13 protein-coding genes and 1 tRNA gene are annotated in these 15,431 nt (G+C 61.3%); 7 read left to right on the top strand and 7 right to left on the bottom strand.

Going from position 1 to position 15,431, the window contains the following annotated elements:
- The first annotated feature begins 91 nt into the window (after window positions 1-91).
- From ftsH to serA, 5 genes are all read left to right on the top strand, one after another.
- On the top strand, window positions 92-2,023 hold the full coding sequence (gene ftsH, locus ATY78_RS13105) for an ATP-dependent zinc metalloprotease FtsH (RefSeq protein ID WP_088682775.1): 1,932 nt from the start codon (window positions 92-94) through the stop codon (window positions 2,021-2,023).
- Between the two features lie 243 nt (window positions 2,024-2,266).
- Window positions 2,267-3,619 carry a phosphoglucosamine mutase gene (gene glmM, locus ATY78_RS13100; RefSeq protein WP_088682774.1) on the top strand — a complete coding sequence of 451 codons (1,353 nt, stop codon included), beginning with the start codon at window positions 2,267-2,269 and terminating at the stop codon, window positions 3,617-3,619.
- A gap of 367 nt (window positions 3,620-3,986) precedes the next feature.
- The gene (locus ATY78_RS13095) at window positions 3,987-4,823 is read left to right on the top strand and encodes an outer membrane protein (protein WP_088682773.1); all 837 of its coding nucleotides are present in this window, start codon (window positions 3,987-3,989) and stop codon (window positions 4,821-4,823) included.
- A gap of 186 nt (window positions 4,824-5,009) precedes the next feature.
- Window positions 5,010-6,188: a phosphoserine transaminase gene (locus tag ATY78_RS13085; RefSeq protein ID WP_088682771.1), complete on the top strand. Its 1,179-nt coding sequence runs from the start codon at window positions 5,010-5,012 to the stop codon at window positions 6,186-6,188.
- A gap of 84 nt (window positions 6,189-6,272) precedes the next feature.
- Window positions 6,273-7,868 carry a phosphoglycerate dehydrogenase gene (gene serA, locus ATY78_RS13080; RefSeq protein WP_088682770.1) on the top strand — a complete coding sequence of 532 codons (1,596 nt, stop codon included), beginning with the start codon at window positions 6,273-6,275 and terminating at the stop codon, window positions 7,866-7,868.
- 181 nt (window positions 7,869-8,049) lie between these two features.
- On the opposite strand, the gene ATY78_RS13075 is transcribed toward serA, so the two are convergent.
- Both ATY78_RS13075 and ATY78_RS13070 read right to left on the bottom strand, forming a co-directional pair.
- Window positions 8,050-8,316, bottom strand: a complete 267-nt coding sequence (locus tag ATY78_RS13075) for a hypothetical protein (protein WP_088682769.1) — start codon at window positions 8,314-8,316, stop codon at window positions 8,050-8,052.
- Between the two features lie 166 nt (window positions 8,317-8,482).
- Entirely contained in the window at window positions 8,483-9,439 is a 957-nt protein-coding gene (locus ATY78_RS13070; RefSeq protein WP_088682768.1) for a DMT family transporter, read from the bottom strand.
- 264 nt (window positions 9,440-9,703) lie between these two features.
- Between ATY78_RS13070 and mnmA the strand changes: the two genes are divergently transcribed.
- Both mnmA and ATY78_RS13060 read left to right on the top strand, forming a co-directional pair.
- Entirely contained in the window at window positions 9,704-10,903 is a 1,200-nt protein-coding gene (gene mnmA / locus ATY78_RS13065) for a tRNA 2-thiouridine(34) synthase MnmA (protein WP_088682767.1), read from the top strand.
- 137 nt (window positions 10,904-11,040) lie between these two features.
- Window positions 11,041-11,117: transfer RNA gene (locus tag ATY78_RS13060), tRNA-Met, on the top strand.
- A gap of 195 nt (window positions 11,118-11,312) precedes the next feature.
- On the opposite strand, the gene ATY78_RS28860 is transcribed toward ATY78_RS13060, so the two are convergent.
- The 5 genes from ATY78_RS28860 to ATY78_RS13030 all read right to left on the bottom strand — a co-directional run bounded on the left by ATY78_RS28860 (window position 11,313) and on the right by ATY78_RS13030 (window position 15,431).
- Complete coding sequence (locus tag ATY78_RS28860) at window positions 11,313-11,429, bottom strand: helix-turn-helix transcriptional regulator (RefSeq protein WP_245313576.1); 117 nt, start codon at window positions 11,427-11,429, stop codon at window positions 11,313-11,315.
- 373 nt (window positions 11,430-11,802) lie between these two features.
- Complete coding sequence (locus ATY78_RS13045; RefSeq protein WP_088682766.1) at window positions 11,803-12,636, bottom strand: VCBS domain-containing protein; 834 nt, start codon at window positions 12,634-12,636, stop codon at window positions 11,803-11,805.
- A 335-nt stretch (window positions 12,637-12,971) separates the two neighbouring features.
- Entirely contained in the window at window positions 12,972-13,688 is a 717-nt protein-coding gene (locus ATY78_RS13040; RefSeq protein ID WP_088682765.1) for an ABC transporter ATP-binding protein, read from the bottom strand.
- Window positions 13,669-14,433 (bottom strand): ABC transporter ATP-binding protein, encoded by a 765-nt coding sequence (locus ATY78_RS13035; protein WP_088682764.1) that lies wholly within the window; start codon window positions 14,431-14,433, stop codon window positions 13,669-13,671. Before ATY78_RS13035 ends, ATY78_RS13040 begins: the two co-directional genes overlap by 20 nt.
- Complete coding sequence (locus ATY78_RS13030; RefSeq protein ID WP_088682763.1) at window positions 14,430-15,431, bottom strand: branched-chain amino acid ABC transporter permease; 1,002 nt, start codon at window positions 15,429-15,431, stop codon at window positions 14,430-14,432. The genes ATY78_RS13035 and ATY78_RS13030 overlap by 4 nt, the downstream gene beginning before the upstream one ends.

The following is a 15,431-nucleotide window of genomic DNA, read 5'->3' as shown; positions in this document are numbered from 1 at the left end:
GTGTCGCCTTGGCAATCGCACGGCGCAACCCTATGTTAGAACCAAATAAGACGGTCGCCATGAGGCGGCTGTTCCAGTGCTGGGGAGTTCGATGAACCCTAACTTACGTAATTTCGCCTTGTGGGCAATCATAGCGCTTCTGCTGATCGCCCTTTTCAGTATGTTTCAGACGGCGCCGGCGCAGACGGGCTCCCGCGAAATCCCTTATTCGCAGTTTCTGCGTGAGGTCGATGCGGGCCGGGTGAAGGAAGTCGTGGTCACGGGCAACCGTGTGTCCGGAAACTATGTTGAAAACGGCAGTACCTTCCAGACCTATTCGCCTGTCATCGATGACAGTCTGCTCGATCGCCTGCAGCAGAAGAATGTCCTGGTTTCAGCCCGTCCGGAAACGGACGGTTCTTCGGGTTTTTTGAGCTATCTCGGCACGCTGCTGCCGATGCTTCTGATTCTCGGCGTCTGGCTGTTCTTCATGCGGCAGATGCAGGGTGGTTCGCGCGGCGCGATGGGCTTCGGCAAGTCAAAAGCCAAGCTCCTGACCGAAGCGCATGGCCGCGTGACCTTTGAAGACGTCGCAGGCGTCGATGAGGCCAAGCAGGATCTCGAAGAAATCGTCGAATTCCTGCGTGATCCGCAGAAATTCCAGCGTCTCGGCGGCAAGATCCCGCGCGGCGTGCTGCTCGTCGGTCCTCCGGGCACCGGTAAAACGCTGCTCGCCCGCTCGGTCGCCGGCGAAGCCAACGTGCCGTTCTTCACCATTTCCGGTTCCGACTTCGTCGAAATGTTCGTCGGTGTCGGCGCAAGCCGCGTGCGTGACATGTTCGAACAGGCGAAGAAGAATGCGCCCTGCATCATCTTCATCGACGAAATCGACGCCGTCGGCCGCCATCGCGGCGCCGGTCTCGGCGGCGGCAACGACGAACGCGAGCAGACGCTGAACCAGTTGCTGGTGGAAATGGACGGCTTCGAGGCGAATGAGGGCGTGATCCTGATCGCCGCCACCAACCGTCCCGACGTTCTCGACCCGGCGCTGCTGCGTCCCGGCCGTTTCGACCGCCAGGTCGTGGTGCCGAACCCGGATATCGTCGGCCGCGAGCGCATCCTCAAGGTGCATGCCCGCAACGTTCCGCTGGCGCCGAATGTCGATCTCAAGGTTCTCGCCCGCGGTACGCCCGGTTTCTCCGGCGCCGACCTGATGAACCTCGTCAACGAAGCTGCCCTCATGGCCGCACGCCGCAACAAGCGTGTCGTCACCATGCAGGAATTCGAGGACGCCAAGGACAAGATCATGATGGGCGCCGAGCGCCGCTCTTCGGCGATGACCGAAGCGGAGAAGAAGCTCACCGCTTACCATGAAGCCGGCCACGCCATCACCGCGCTCAATGTCGCCGTCGCCGATCCGCTGCACAAGGCGACGATCATTCCGCGCGGCCGTGCGCTCGGCATGGTCATGCAGTTGCCTGAGGGCGACCGCTACTCCATGAGCTACAAGTGGATGGTTTCGCGCCTCTGCATCATGATGGGCGGCCGCGTTGCCGAAGAGCTGACGTTCGGCAAGGAGAACATCACTTCGGGCGCCTCCTCCGACATCGAGCAGGCTACCAAGCTTGCCCGCGCCATGGTCACGCAATGGGGCTTTTCCGATCAGCTCGGTCAGGTCGCCTACGGCGAAAACCAGCAGGAAGTCTTCCTCGGCCATTCGGTTTCGCAGTCGAAGAACGTTTCGGAGGCGACCGCGCAGAAGATCGACAATGAAGTGCGCCGCCTGATCGATGAAGCCTATACCCAGGCGCGCACGATCCTCACGGAAAAGCACGACGAATTCGTCGCTCTTGCCGAAGGCCTGCTCGAATACGAAACGCTGACCGGCGATGAGATCAAGGCGCTGATCCGCGGCGAGAAGCCGTCGCGCGATCTCGGCGACGATTCTCCGCCGAGCCGTGGCTCGGCCGTTCCGAAGGCCGGCGCGCGGCCCGCCACCAAGGGCGACGAGCCCGAGGGCGGCCTCGAACCGCAGCCGCATTGAGCGGCCAGCATCACTCCGAAAAAGGCCGGCTTTCCCGCGAGGGAAAGCCGGCCTTTTTCATTGGTAACGGGATATAATCATTTTTCTCGGTAATTTACGTGCTGATGCTCATGTTTTGTGGCATCCCGATGAATGGAAGCAAGTGTGATTCAAAGGTTCCCGGACTGACGACAGACCGGTGGGACCAGATCGCTTGGAACGATGCGCAGCCTTGAATGGCGCGCGGAAAGCTTAGGAGTGCAGATGAAAAGACGCTATTTCGGGACCGACGGCATTCGTGGCCAGTCCAATGTCTTCCCGATGACGCCGGATCTCGCGATGCGGGTCGGTATCGCCGCCGGCACGATCTTCCGCCGCGGCAACCATCGCCATCGCGTCGTCATCGGCAAGGATACGCGCCTTTCCGGTTATATGCTCGAGAACGCCATGGTTGCGGGCTTCACGGCCGCGGGCCTCGATGCCTTCATTCTCGGCCCGATCCCGACGCCTGCCGTCGCCATGCTGACGCGCTCGCTGCGCTGCGATATCGGCGTGATGATCTCCGCTTCGCACAATCCTTACGAGGATAACGGCATCAAGCTCTTCGGCCCCGATGGTTACAAGCTGTCCGACGATATCGAGGCGGAGATCGAAGATCTGCTCGAAAAAGACCTCAACGCGCAGCTTGCCAAATCCGACGACATCGGCCGCGCCAAGCGCGTCGACGGCGTTCACGACCGCTATATCGAACATGCCAAGCGCACGCTGCCGCGCGACGTGACGCTGCAGGGCCTGAGGATTGCGATCGACTGCGCTAACGGTGCTGCCTACAAGGTGGCGCCCGCCGTGCTCTGGGAGCTTGGCGCCGACGTCGTCACCATCGGCAACGAGCCGAACGGCACCAACATCAATCTCAATTGCGGCTCCACCAGCCCCGTCGCGCTGCAGAAGAAGGTCGACGAGGTCCGCGCCGATATCGGTATCGCGCTCGACGGTGATGCGGACCGCGTCATCATCATCGACGAGAACGGTTCGATCGTCGACGGCGACCAGCTGATGGCCGTCATCGCCGAGAGCTGGGCCGAGAGCCAGCAGCTGCGCGGCAACGGCATCGTTGCCACCGTGATGTCCAACCTCGGCCTCGAGCGCTTCCTCGACGATCGCGGCATGGCGCTTGCCCGCACCAAGGTCGGCGACCGCTATGTCGTCGAGCATATGCGCCAGCACAACTACAATGTCGGCGGCGAGCAGTCCGGCCATATCGTGCTCTCGGATTACGGCACGACAGGCGACGGCCTGGTTGCCGCGCTGCAGATCCTTGCCGCGGTCAAGCGCACGGGGCGCACCGTCAGCGAGGTCTGCCGCCGATTCGAGCCGGTGCCGCAGCTCCTGCGCAATGTCCGCATCAGCGGCGGCAAGCCTCTGGAGGATATCCAGGTGCAGAAGGCGATCGCCGATGCCGAAGCCGAGCTCGCCAGGAACGGCCGCCTCGTCATCCGCCCCTCAGGCACCGAACCGCTGATCCGCGTGATGGCCGAGGGCGACGACCGCGCCCAGATCGAGCGCATCGTCAACGAGCTGATCGGCACGATCTCGAACGTTCGCACCGCCGCCTGATCCCAGTGAGAGCAGATTATCGAAAGCCGGTGCACAAGCACCGGCTTTTTCGTTATGCGGATTGGTTCAGCCGGAGCATATGGCCGCTGCTGACCGAATTCTTATCGACGCGATCCTAAAGCGCGTCGCGATCTTTCAGATTCGCTCCTTGCGCTTTAAGTCTTTGTTTTTAAGCATGTCGTTATCGCAATACCGCCGCACACTTTTGCGCGACATGCTCTAGTTTTTCCTTCAGGAATATCTGCCAAATACAGTAAATAATCGTGGTTAAGCAGCTTTTAACGTTTTCAATTCATTATCCATGCACAGCGTATCAGATTGGCAGCGACTGAGCCTGCCGACGCAACCGGATTTTGGAGTGAAATCCATGAAGAGAAGCTTGTCCGGCATCCTCGCCGCATTGTTGATAGCGACAAACGCCTATTCCGCGGATCTCGCCCCTGCCGAACCCATCCCTGAACAGCCGCCCGAGGTGGCGGTTACCGAAGCGACCGGCTGGTATCTGCGCGGCGATGTCGGTTATGCCTTCACCGATCTGCGCGGCGCGCGCTATTTCCAGGGCAGCAACGCCACGGAAGTCGATTTCGACGATGCCGACCTCGACGACGCATGGACCATCGGCGGCGGTGTCGGTTATCAGATCAACAGCTATCTGCGCACCGATCTGACCTTCGACTATCTCACGCAGGCTGATTTCCGCGGCTCGACGGTCGGGCAGTGCGGCTTCCCACTGGTGGATTGCACCTCGAGCGACCGCTCTTCGCTGACCGCTTACACACTGCTTGCCAACGCCTATGTCGATCTTGGCACTTACGGCTACGTGACGCCTTATGTCGGCGCCGGTATCGGCGGTTCCTACGTGAAATGGAAGAACCTGCGCAACGTCGCCTGCGCCGATGACGGCAGCTTCTGCGACGACGAGGTCACCCATGGCGGCAAGGGCAACTGGCGCTTCACCTACGCCCTCATGGCCGGCGCCTCGGTTGACGTCACCTGCAACTTCAAGGCCGATGTCGGCTACCGATACCTGCATATCGATGGCGGCAACATGTTCGGCTATGCCGAAAATGGCGGTCCGGGCCGCGACAAGGGCCTCAGCGCCCATGAAGTCCGCGTCGGTGGCCGCTACCTCTTCGGCGGATGCGCCCAGGCGAGCTACGAACCGCCGCCGGAAATCCCGCTGCAGCAGCCGGTCTACAAGTAAATCCAATCTCTTGCATCAGAAAGCCGTCCGACCTCCGGACGGCTTTTTTCATTTTGACGACCTCTCTGCGTCAAAATATCGTCCTCTTGCGACATTTCGATCTTGACTGTGAAGCCTCCGATCCATACACACGGCGGCGGGACACCCTTCCCCAACGAAGGGCTTTCTATCTGAGAGGATAGCATCATGGCGAAGACCGCAAAGCCGGACATCCGTCCGCACAATACTCATTTTTCTTCTGGCCCTTGCTCGAAGCGCCCCGGTTGGTCGCTCGAAGCCCTTTCCGACGCGGCTCTCGGCCGTTCGCACCGCGCGAAGGTCGGCAAGGCCAAGCTCAAGCAGGCCATCGACCTTACCCGTGAAATTCTCGAAGTGCCGGCGGATTACCGCATCGGCATCGTTCCGGCGTCCGACACCGGCGCCGTCGAAATGGCGCTTTGGTCGCTGCTCGGCGAACGCGGCGTCGACATGCTCGCCTGGGAAAGCTTCGGCGCAGGCTGGGTGACTGATGTCGTCAAGCAGCTGAAGCTCAAGGATGTGCGCAAGCTCGAAGCCGGTTACGGCGAGCTTCCCGATCTTTCCGCCGTCGATTTCGACCGCGACGTCGTCTTCACCTGGAACGGGACCACCTCGGGCGTGCGCGTGCCGAACGGCGATTTCATCCCAGCCGACCGCAAGGGCCTGACGATCTGCGACGCCACCTCGGCCGCTTTCGCGCAGGAACTCGATTTCGCCAAGCTCGATGTCGTCACCTTCTCCTGGCAGAAGGTTCTGGGCGGCGAGGGCGCGCATGGCGTCATCATCCTTTCGCCGCGCGCCGTCGAGCGTCTCACCACCTATACGCCGGCCTGGCCGTTGCCGAAGATCTTCCGCATGACCTCGGGCGGCAAGCTGACGGAAGGCATCTTCCAGGGCGAAACGATCAACACGCCGTCGATGCTCTGCGTCGAGGATTATATCGATGCGCTTGTCTGGGCCAAGCAGCTCGGCGGCCTCAAGGCGCTGATCGCGCGCGCCGATGCCAATGCCAAGGTCATCCACGATTTCGTCGCGGCAAACGACTGGATCGCCAATCTCGCCGTCAAGGCGGAAACGGCCTCCAATACCTCCGTCTGCCTGAAGATCGTGGACAAGGATATCGCGGCGCTCGACGAAGACGGTCAGGCGAATTTCGCCAAGGGCCTGGTCGGCCTCCTGGAAAAGGAAGGCGTTGCTTACGACGTCGGCCACTACCGCGACGCGCCGTCGGGCCTGCGCATCTGGGCCGGCGCCACGATCGAGGCGTCCGACATGCAGAAGCTGATGCCCTGGCTTTCCTGGGCCTTCGAAACGCAGAAGGCGCAGCTCGCTCAGGCCGCTGCCTGACGTGATCGCATCCGGCTCCGCCTGAGGGCGGAGCCCCAGCATCCCATCTTTATTCATCGCTGAACACTTTTGAAGGAGGCCACAATGGCACCTCGCGTTCTCGTATCCGACGAATTGTCGGAAACCGCCGTCCAGATCTTCCGCGACCGCGGCGTCGAAGTCGATTTCGAACCGCAGCTCGGCAAGGACAAGGACCGTCTGCTCGAAGTCATCGGCAAGTATGATGGCCTCGCCATCCGCTCCGCCACCAAGGTGACGGAAAAGATCATCGAAGGGGCGAAGAACCTCAAGGTCGTCGGCCGCGCCGGCATCGGCGTCGACAATGTCGATATCCCGGCCGCTTCACGCCGAGGCATCATCGTCATGAACACGCCCTTCGGCAATTCGATCACCACGGCCGAACATGCGATCGCGCTGATGTTCGCCGTCGCCCGCCAGCTTCCGGCCGCCGATACCTCGACGCAGGCCGGCAAGTGGGAGAAGTCGAAATTTATGGGCGTCGAAATCACCGGCAAGACGCTCGGCGTCATCGGCGCCGGCAATATCGGCTCGATCGTCTGCGCCCGCGCCATCGGCCTCAAGATGCATGTCGTCGCCTACGATCCCTTCCTCTCCAAGGAGCGCGCCGAGGAGATGGGCGTCACCAAGGTCGAGCTGGACGAGCTTTTCGCCCGCGCCGATTTCATCACTTTGCATGTGCCGATGACCGACAAGACGCGCGGCATCCTCAACAAGGAAGCGTTGGCGAAGACCAAGCCCGGCGTGCGCATCATCAACTGCGCCCGCGGCGGTCTCGTCGATGAAGCGGCCCTTGCCGAAGCCATCAAGTCCGGTCATGTCGCCGGCGCCGCTTTCGACGTCTTCGAAGTCGAGCCCGCCAAGGAAAGCCCGCTCTTCGGCCTGCCGAACGTCGTCTGCACGCCGCATCTCGGCGCTTCGACGACCGAAGCACAGGAAAACGTCGCTCTGCAGGTGGCCGAACAGATGTCGGACTACCTCGTCAAGGGTGCCGTTTCCAACGCCATCAACATGCCGTCGATCACGGCTGAGGAAGCGCCGATCCTGAAGCCCTTCATCCGTCTTGCCGACGTTCTCGGCGCCTTCGTCGGCCAGGTCACGGAAGAGCCGATCAAGGAAATCGAAATCCTCTATGACGGCATCACCGCCGGCATGAACACGCGGGCGCTGACGAGCGCGGTGCTCGCCGGCCTCATCCGCCCGCAGGTCGCCGACGTCAACATGGTTTCGGCGCCGATCATGATCAAGGAAAAGGGCATCGTGCTCTCCGAGGTCAAGCGCGACAAGACGGGCGTCTTCGACGGCTATATCAAGCTGACGGTGACGACGGAAAGCATGACGCGCTCGGTTGCCGGCACGGTGTTCTCGGACGGCAAGCCACGCTTCATCCAGATCAAGGGCATCAACCTCGATGCCGATGTCGGCTCGCACATGATCTACATCACCAATACCGACGTTCCCGGCATGATCGGCTTCATCGGCACGACGCTCGGTACTGCCGCCGTCAACATCGCCAACTTCCAGCTCGGCCGCGACAAGCAGGGCGGGGACGCCATCGCGCTGCTCTATGTCGACGGCGAGGTGGATGACACTGTGCTGGCACAGCTGACGGCGCACCAGGCGATCCGCCAGGCAAAGCTGCTGACCTTCAACATCGACTAAAGCGCGTCGCGATCTTTCAGATTCGCTCCTCGCGCTTTAGGTCTTTGTTTTTACGCATGTCGTTATCGCAAAAACGCTGCACACTTTTGCGCGACATGCTCCAAGTTTCCCTCCCAAGGAAATACTGAAAACCCGGCGCGGGAAATGCGCCGGGTTTTCTGCGTCAGGAACGGAATGAATTTCAGTGAGGCAAGCGTTTCCGGCGGACGAGCTTGCCGAAGCGAGCTCTTTCGTCCTCAGCCTTCGTGCGGTGAAGGAAGGCGAGCCTGCTGCCGTCGAGGCCCTGGAAGAATTCGTCCCAGGAAATATCCTCCTGCGTTTCCGGAGAGAAATCGACGCGGACCGTTTCGCTGTCGCTCGCGTTCTTGATGCGCACGGGATGGCCGCCGCGCTCTTCGATCCAATGTTTGATTCTGCTGTACTCCGTCGTCGTGCCGAACCTGCCCATGAAACCCTCCTCAGCAATTCGATTGCGGCATTTATGTCCCTGCAACGCATGATCGAAGGAATCGTTCCATGGCGCATCAATTATTTTAGTAAGATCGGATTAATCCCAGGGCGCAGGAGGCCTGATAACGAACACCGGCGCAAAATCGACGTCAGGGGCAATAAGCCTATCGCGCGGGTGCCTGCGCATCGCCTTCGGCCGGCGTCGTGGCGAGCGGCGATTGCGCGTCGCCGGAGGCCACGGCTGCGGGCAAGGGTACGTGGCGCTTGCGCTCGCGGATCAGCGTCAGCAGGCCGGAGCAGATGATGAGCACGATGCCGACCGCCATCGGCAGGTCGACACGATCGTTGAAGAAGAGGTAGCCGAAGCCGATGGCCCAGATCATCTGGCTGTATTGCGGTGTCGCTACGAGCGTTGCCGGGGCGAGCCGCGCGGCCGTCATCAGCATCACGTTTCCCGCAGCGCCGAGCAATCCGTAGCCTGCAAGAAAGACCCATTGCTGCGGGCTCGGCACGACGATCTCGGAGAGCATGAGAACGCCGCTGACGATAAGCGTGCCGAGCAGGGACGCGCCATAGAGCGACAGGCGCTTCTCTGCCGGGCCGAGCGCGCGCAGGATGACGATGGCGACGGCGGCGGAGACAGCGCCGATGGTTGCCGCCAGATGGCCGGCGGACAGTTCGCGGAAGCCCGGCCGGAGAACGACCAGCACACCGAGGAAGCCGACGATGACGGCAGCCCAGCGCTGCCAGCGCACATCCTCCTTCAGGAAGATCACCGAAAGGATGGTGACGACCGACGGCAGCAGGAACAGCAGGCAGAAGGCCTCGGCCATCGGCAGCTTGGTGAAGGCGATGATGGAAGCGATCGAGCCGGTGGCGCCGGCGGCAAATCGCGCCATCCAGAGCGGCCGGTTCGTCGTTGCGAATATGTCGAGCCATGAATCGCCTGGCCCCTTGATGAAGGGAAGGGCCGACAGGCTGAGCACCGCGCCGGTGAAGGCGATCTGGAAGGAGGGAACGGCGCCGTGTAGGGCTTTGATGGATGCATCGCTGAAGGCAAAGACGGCATAGCCGACAAATGCGACAAGGACGCCGCGAAGCGTGGTTGAGGCGGTTGTCATGTATTCGAATCTTCTAAAGGTGGGTCAGTTCATCTACGCGACGAAATGCGGGCTGGCAAAGACCGATTGCGAATAGCTGCAATGCATGAGCGGCGTATGACGCCGGCAACTCCAACCGAAACGCCGGCACTTGCGCGCGGGCGCAATAATTTCTATATCCGTCGCCCATGAAAGCTGGCGGCCGATCCCGCCGGAAATGCAGGAAATCCGCCACATTCCGAAGTCAGAACGGCGGATCGAAACAGCGCAGAATTGGCACTATCGTTGAACACACTGGATTTTGACAAGAAGCCGGAAGAGACCCGTGTCGTCGTCGCCATGTCGGGCGGCGTCGATTCATCCGTCGTTGCCGGCCTTCTCAAACAGCAGGGTTACGATGTGCTCGGCATCACGCTGCAGCTTTACGACCACGGAGCGGCCGTTCACCGCGCCGGTTCCTGCTGCGCGGGCCAGGATATCGACGATGCGCGCCGCGTCTGCGAGACGCTCGGCATTCCGCATTACGTGCTCGATTACGAAAAGCGCTTCCGCGAAACGGTGATTAATCCCTTCGCCGAAAGCTATGTGGCGGGCGAAACGCCGATCCCCTGCGTTTCCTGCAACCAGACCGTCAAGTTTGCCGATCTCCTGGCGACAGCCAAGGAACTCGGCGCTGATGCGCTGGCGACCGGCCATTATATCCGCTCGCGGCCGAACCCTTCGGCTGAGAAGCCCGGCCGCCGGGCGCTTTTCCGGCCTGCTGACGCCGACCGCGACCAGAGCTATTTCCTCTTCGCCACGACGCAGGAACAGATCGACTATCTCCGCTTTCCCCTGGGCGGCCTGCCGAAGGCCGAGACCCGCAGGCTCGCCGAAGAGATGGGCCTCGTCGTCGCCAAGAAGGCCGACAGCCAGGACATCTGCTTCGTGCCGCAGGGCAAATATTCCGACATCATCACCAAGCTGAAGCCGAATGCGGCGCTCGCCGGCGAGATCGTCCATCTCGACGGCCGCGTGCTCGGAACCCACGAAGGTATCCTGCACTTCACGATCGGCCAGCGCCGCGGCATCGGCATCGCCACCGGCGAGCCGCTCTATGTCGTCTATCTCGATGCCCGCTCGCGCCGCGTCATCGTCGGGCCGAAGGAGGCGCTGGAAACGCACCGCGTCTATCTGCGCGACGTCAACTGGCTGGGCGACGAGACGCTTGCGGAAGCCGCGTCCGGCGAAGGCTTCGCCTGCTACGCCAAGGTCCGCTCGACGCGGGCGCCGGCGCCCGCCGTGCTGCACGTCGATACGACCGGCATCCATGTCGACCTGACGGTCGGCGAGGCGGGCATTGCGCCCGGCCAGGCCTGTGCGCTTTATTCCGCGCCCGGTGACGACGCCCGCGTCTTCGGCGGCGGTTTCATCGAGCGCTCCGAGCGCGAACCTTCGGCCGAGGCTTCACTCAAGGCCCTGCTGGCCGGCCCCGTCGCCGCCTGAAACCGGTAGGAGCGGGCGGGCGACAAAGGCCCACCGTTTTTCTCCATCATGCGCTTGACACAAAGCCGAGCCGCACCTTATAAGCCGCTCATCCCACGAGCCCGCAGCGCTTCGCGAGCAGGTATCGTTTGACCAGTGGCGGAGTAGCTCAGTAGGTCAGAGCAGAGGAATCATAATCCTTGTGTCGGGGGTTCAAATCCCTCCTCCGCTACCATTCTTTCTTATAAAACAGATGGATAGTAGTAGCTTGGCTCTCGGTTGCCCGATGCAGGCGTTGTCGCTATGCGAGGTCGTCTAAAGCGTGTCGCGATCTTTCAGATTCGCTTGCCACGCTTTAAGTCTTTGGTTTGCGCATGTCTTTGCCGCAAAACCGCTGCACACTTTTGCGCGACATGCTCTAAGGCCACATTCAGGGCAGCGGCAATCTTCTGATCGTTTCGAAGCTGTCATCGCGTGCGCCGTTCTCAATCTGCGAAAGAAAGCCGGGGCTGATATCAGCCTTTGCGGCCAAGTCGCGGGATGTCATCCCACGATATTCGCGCCACACCTTGCTCGGGTTTTCTCCGTCGATCAGCCGGTTTGCGAATTCGCCCGGGACAAGCTCTTCCTGGCCGGACGCAAGTTTCTCCCGGAAGGAAGCTACGGCGATCCCATCGAGAGCGTCTTCCAAGTTGTCGAGAAGCCGGCGATAATCGTTCTCGGCGAACTGCCATCCGTTCTCCGGATGCGGTGGTGATGAACTGAGCGTTCATGAAGCTATTTCGCTTATTCATAAGCACTACCTCGCGGGGCGACCTTAATAATGGAGATCACTTGTCCGTCTTCCGTGAACAGAATCCGCCAATCGCCAATCCCGCCTTCCAGCGCGGGGAGATCCCCCGCGCCGCTCGCCCAATCCCTCAAACAATGAAATGAAAATTGTCGTATTGCGCGCCGTAATAGTCAGGACCGCTCGTTTCTGTGATGACGGGTTCGGTGTCGAGTATGAGATAATCGATCGAGCCGTAGGCGCTGAGATCGATCACTTGCGGGTCATGGATATTGTCGGCGGTGACGTTGACCGTGACCAAGAATACGGTATCGCCATTTAGGCGGCCTTCGATCGTCAGGACGTTGTCATAGTCCGATGTGCCGTTTGCCACGCTGAATTGTTCGATCTGGAAGGTGCCGCCATCGGCGGCCTGGATGGGCGTCCAGAACACGCCGCCTGACAGATAATGGTTGCCGTCGGCTTCCTTGTGTACCGTTGCGTCGTCACCATCGTGCCAGGCGCCCCAATCGAAGCCTTTGTAGCCGGTGGGGAAGTCGTATTTGCCGACATCCTCGAAATTGACGAAGACGTCGCCGCGTTCCGGCAGGTCGACCGCGATATTGAGCAAGCCGAAGTCGGTGGCGCCTTTGCCGTCCGAGATCTTGAAATTGAACTGGTCGACGAGTTGATCTCCCGGGCCGAGCGCTGATACCACCGGATTGGAGTGATCGAGTTCATAGGTGTAGTTGCCGTTGGAATAGACGGTCAGCGTGCCGTATTTTCCCTCGATCGTCGTCGTCGTGGCCGGTCCATCCGGATTGGCCGGTTGCGGAATTCGCTGTCCGTTCACGAAGTTGAGACGCACAAGATCTCCGTCGGCATCTGTGGAACTGGTGCTGTCCAGGATGTTGCCGTCGATCGGGTTGTCGACGTCGAAAATAGGCTGGTATACGTCACCTGCGACCGGCTTGTGGTTTGCCATTTCTACCTCCCGTCTGAAATATCTGTTCGAATATGCAACTCTATCGGGTGCTTGGCAACGAAATTTGACGGAGTGTCAGATCAATTCAGCCTGTCAAATCCAACAGGCGCAATTTGTCTGCAGCTCAAATATTCCAATAGAGGCATCGATGTCGGCGTCTATTCCCTTGGCAAGAAAGATTTATGCCCTGTCTTACGCTGATGCTGTTTCGGCGCGCGGGGTATTTCTTTTTCTGCAGGCGTTCTATCAATTTCTGCCGGAAGAAATCTTTCGGGCGGCGTAACAATGCCAGAATAATGATGACGTGATCATGACGATATACTGCATTGATTGCTTCAATGCAGGCCGCCCACTCCGAGCAAGCTTTCTACCGCTTCGTGATCCCTGGATAGGTCCGCCGGCGTTCCCGCCCAGGCCAGCTTGCCGCGTTCGAGAATGATGACCTGATCGGCGAAGTCGAGGGCGCTTTGGATGCGCTGTTCGACGAGGAGGATGGTCATGTCGCCTGATTTGGCGAGTTCGGCGAAGGCGGCCATCAGCTCCTCGCAAATGACGGGTGCAAGGCCCTCCAGCGGTTCGTCGAGGAGCAGAACCGACGGGCGGCCGAGAATGGTGCGGGCGGTGGAGAGCATCTGCTGCTCGCCGCCGGAGAGTTGGCTGCCGAGATTGCGGCGGCGCTCTTTCAGGCGCGGGAACATGGCATAGGCTTCCTCAAGTGCCGTTTTCGGCCGCGCCTTCAATCCGACGAACAGGTTTTCCTCGACCGTCAGCGTCGGAAAGATGCAGCGTGTCTGCGGAACATATCCGAGGCCCTTATGCGCCCGTGCAGCACTTGGCGCCGCGGTGACATCCGACCCGCCGAGGCGAATATGGCCGTCATATCGCCTGGTCTGTCCGGCAAGCGTTGCCAGCAGCGTGGTCTTGCCCATGCCGTTGCGGCCGAGCACGGCGAGCCGCGCGCCTGCCGGCACGGAGAAGGAAACGCCTTCCAGCACGCGTGTCGGCCCATATCCTGCCGAGAGATTTTCGACCTCAAGCGATATGGCTGGCATTGGCATAGCTCCCGAGATAGGCCTCGCGCACACGCGCATCCTTGGTGACGTCTTCAGGCAGGCCATCGAAGATGATCGCGCCTGCCGCCAGCACGATGACGCGTTTGGCGAAACGGAAGACGAGGTCCATGTCGTGTTCGATCATCAGGACGGCGAGATCGGCGGGCAGATCGGCAAGCGCCTGCTCGATGCGGCCGGTATCGCTCTGTGGCACGCCCGCCGCCGGCTCGTCCAGCAGCAGCACCTTCGGCCTCAGCGCCAGTGCCACCGCGATTTCGAGAAGCCGCTGCTGGCCATAGGCGATTTCGCTGACCTTGCGATGCATCAGCGAGGCAAGCCCGAGTTTTCCGAGGAGATCGTCGACCTCCGTCATGACGCCGGGCATGGCGAGGAAATTCCCGAACATCCTGCGGGTCTTTCCGTCGCGCTGGAGCACGGCGAGCCCGACATGTTCGGCGGGCGTCATGTCCTGGAAAAGCCGGGTTACCTGAAAGGAGCGGACGAGGCCGCGCTTGACCCTGCCGATCGCATCGACCTTCGTCACCGCCTCGCCGCCGAGGCGAACCTCGCCGGAGTCTGGTGAGAGATTGCCGGTGACGAGATTGACGAAGGTGGTCTTGCCGGCGCCGTTCGGGCCGATCAGTGCAATGCGGTCGCCTGGCGACATGGCGAGCGAGACATCACTGGTGACGGCCAAGCCGCCGAAGGCTTTCCTGAGATTGGCGACTTCGAAGACGGGGCTCATGCGCGCGCCTCCTTCCGGCGGCTGAGGAAGGCGGCGGCCGTTCCGTAGAGGCCTTTCGGTGCAAAGAGCACGACGGCGATCAGCAGCGCGCCGACCATGGTCAGCCAATGGAAGGGATTGGCTGCCGAGACGTAATCCTCGAAGAGCATGAAGACGACGGTGCCGGAAAGCGCGCCGAAGAGGGAACCGGTGCCACCGAGCACGAGCATGACAAGCGCTTCGGCCGATTGCGTGAAGGACAGGCTGTCGAGGCCGACGACCTGGGTCGAGATCGCATTCAGGGCGCCGCCGACGCCGGCAACGGCGCCAGAGATCACGTACATCCTGATCAGCGTGGCCTTGGGTGAGCCGCCCATGGCGCGAATGCGCAGCGGGTCCTGCCGGATGCCGCGGCAGAGCATGCCGAAGGGTGAGCGGACCAGCAACCGCAGCAGCACGAAGACGACAAGCAGCAGCGCCATTGCGAAGAAGAAGGCGGTATGGCCGTAGAGATCGAATTCGAAAAGGCCGAAGACCGGATCCGGCGCGATGCCGGAAAGTCCGTCGCTGCCGCCTGTCCAGGACGAGGCCTTGTTGGCGAATTCGTGGAAGAGGTGGATGAGCGCAATCGACAGCACGAGCTGCGGCAGCCCATGCGCGCGCAGGATGATCGCGCCGCAGAGCAGCCCGGCAACCGCGCCGCCTGCAATGCCGGCGAGCATCATCAGCAGCGGGTCGTTGATGCCGTAATGCGCCGACAGGATGCCGGCGGCATAGGCGCCGGAGCCGAAAAGGGCGGCATGGCCGAGCGTTGCAACGCCGCAATAACCGGTGACGAGATCGAGCGACAGCACGAGCAGGGCGATCGTGATCATCCGTGTCAGAAGCGCCAGATTGTCGGGAAAGGCGAAATAGCCAATCGCGGCGATGGCTGTGATGACCGCCACGCCGGCGAAATCGCCGCTGACGCCGCGCCGAGACCGGAGGCGTGCGTTTTCGTTATCTATCACCAGCGTCAT

Source organism: Rhizobium sp. R635, assembly GCF_002211285.1.
Taxonomy (GTDB): domain Bacteria; phylum Pseudomonadota; class Alphaproteobacteria; order Rhizobiales; family Rhizobiaceae; genus Rhizobium.
This window is presented reverse-complemented; position numbering and strand designations above follow the sequence as displayed.

What these genes read in the sequence shown, in the direction of transcription:
- ATY78_RS13095 (WP_088682773.1), top strand. Translation starts at nt 3,987, where the DNA reads ATGAAGAGAAGCTTGTCCGGCATCCTCGCCGCATTGTTGATAGCGACA.
- ftsH (WP_088682775.1), top strand. Translation starts at nt 92, where the DNA reads ATGAACCCTAACTTACGTAATTTCGCCTTGTGGGCAATCATAGCGCTT.
- ATY78_RS13040 (WP_088682765.1), bottom strand. Translation starts at nt 13,688, where the DNA reads ATGCCAGCCATATCGCTTGAGGTCGAAAATCTCTCGGCAGGATATGGG.
- ATY78_RS28860 (WP_245313576.1), bottom strand. Translation starts at nt 11,429, where the DNA reads ATGACATCCCGCGACTTGGCCGCAAAGGCTGATATCAGCCCCGGCTTT.
- ATY78_RS13030 (WP_088682763.1), bottom strand. Translation starts at nt 15,431, where the DNA reads ATGACGCTGGTGATAGATAACGAAAACGCACGCCTCCGGTCTCGGCGC.
- ATY78_RS13085 (WP_088682771.1), top strand. Translation starts at nt 5,010, where the DNA reads ATGGCGAAGACCGCAAAGCCGGACATCCGTCCGCACAATACTCATTTT.
- ATY78_RS13075 (WP_088682769.1), bottom strand. Translation starts at nt 8,316, where the DNA reads ATGGGCAGGTTCGGCACGACGACGGAGTACAGCAGAATCAAACATTGG.
- ATY78_RS13035 (WP_088682764.1), bottom strand. Translation starts at nt 14,433, where the DNA reads ATGAGCCCCGTCTTCGAAGTCGCCAATCTCAGGAAAGCCTTCGGCGGC.
- serA (WP_088682770.1), top strand. Translation starts at nt 6,273, where the DNA reads ATGGCACCTCGCGTTCTCGTATCCGACGAATTGTCGGAAACCGCCGTC.
- glmM (WP_088682774.1), top strand. Translation starts at nt 2,267, where the DNA reads ATGAAAAGACGCTATTTCGGGACCGACGGCATTCGTGGCCAGTCCAAT.
- ATY78_RS13045 (WP_088682766.1), bottom strand. Translation starts at nt 12,636, where the DNA reads ATGGCAAACCACAAGCCGGTCGCAGGTGACGTATACCAGCCTATTTTC.
- ATY78_RS13070 (WP_088682768.1), bottom strand. Translation starts at nt 9,439, where the DNA reads ATGACAACCGCCTCAACCACGCTTCGCGGCGTCCTTGTCGCATTTGTC.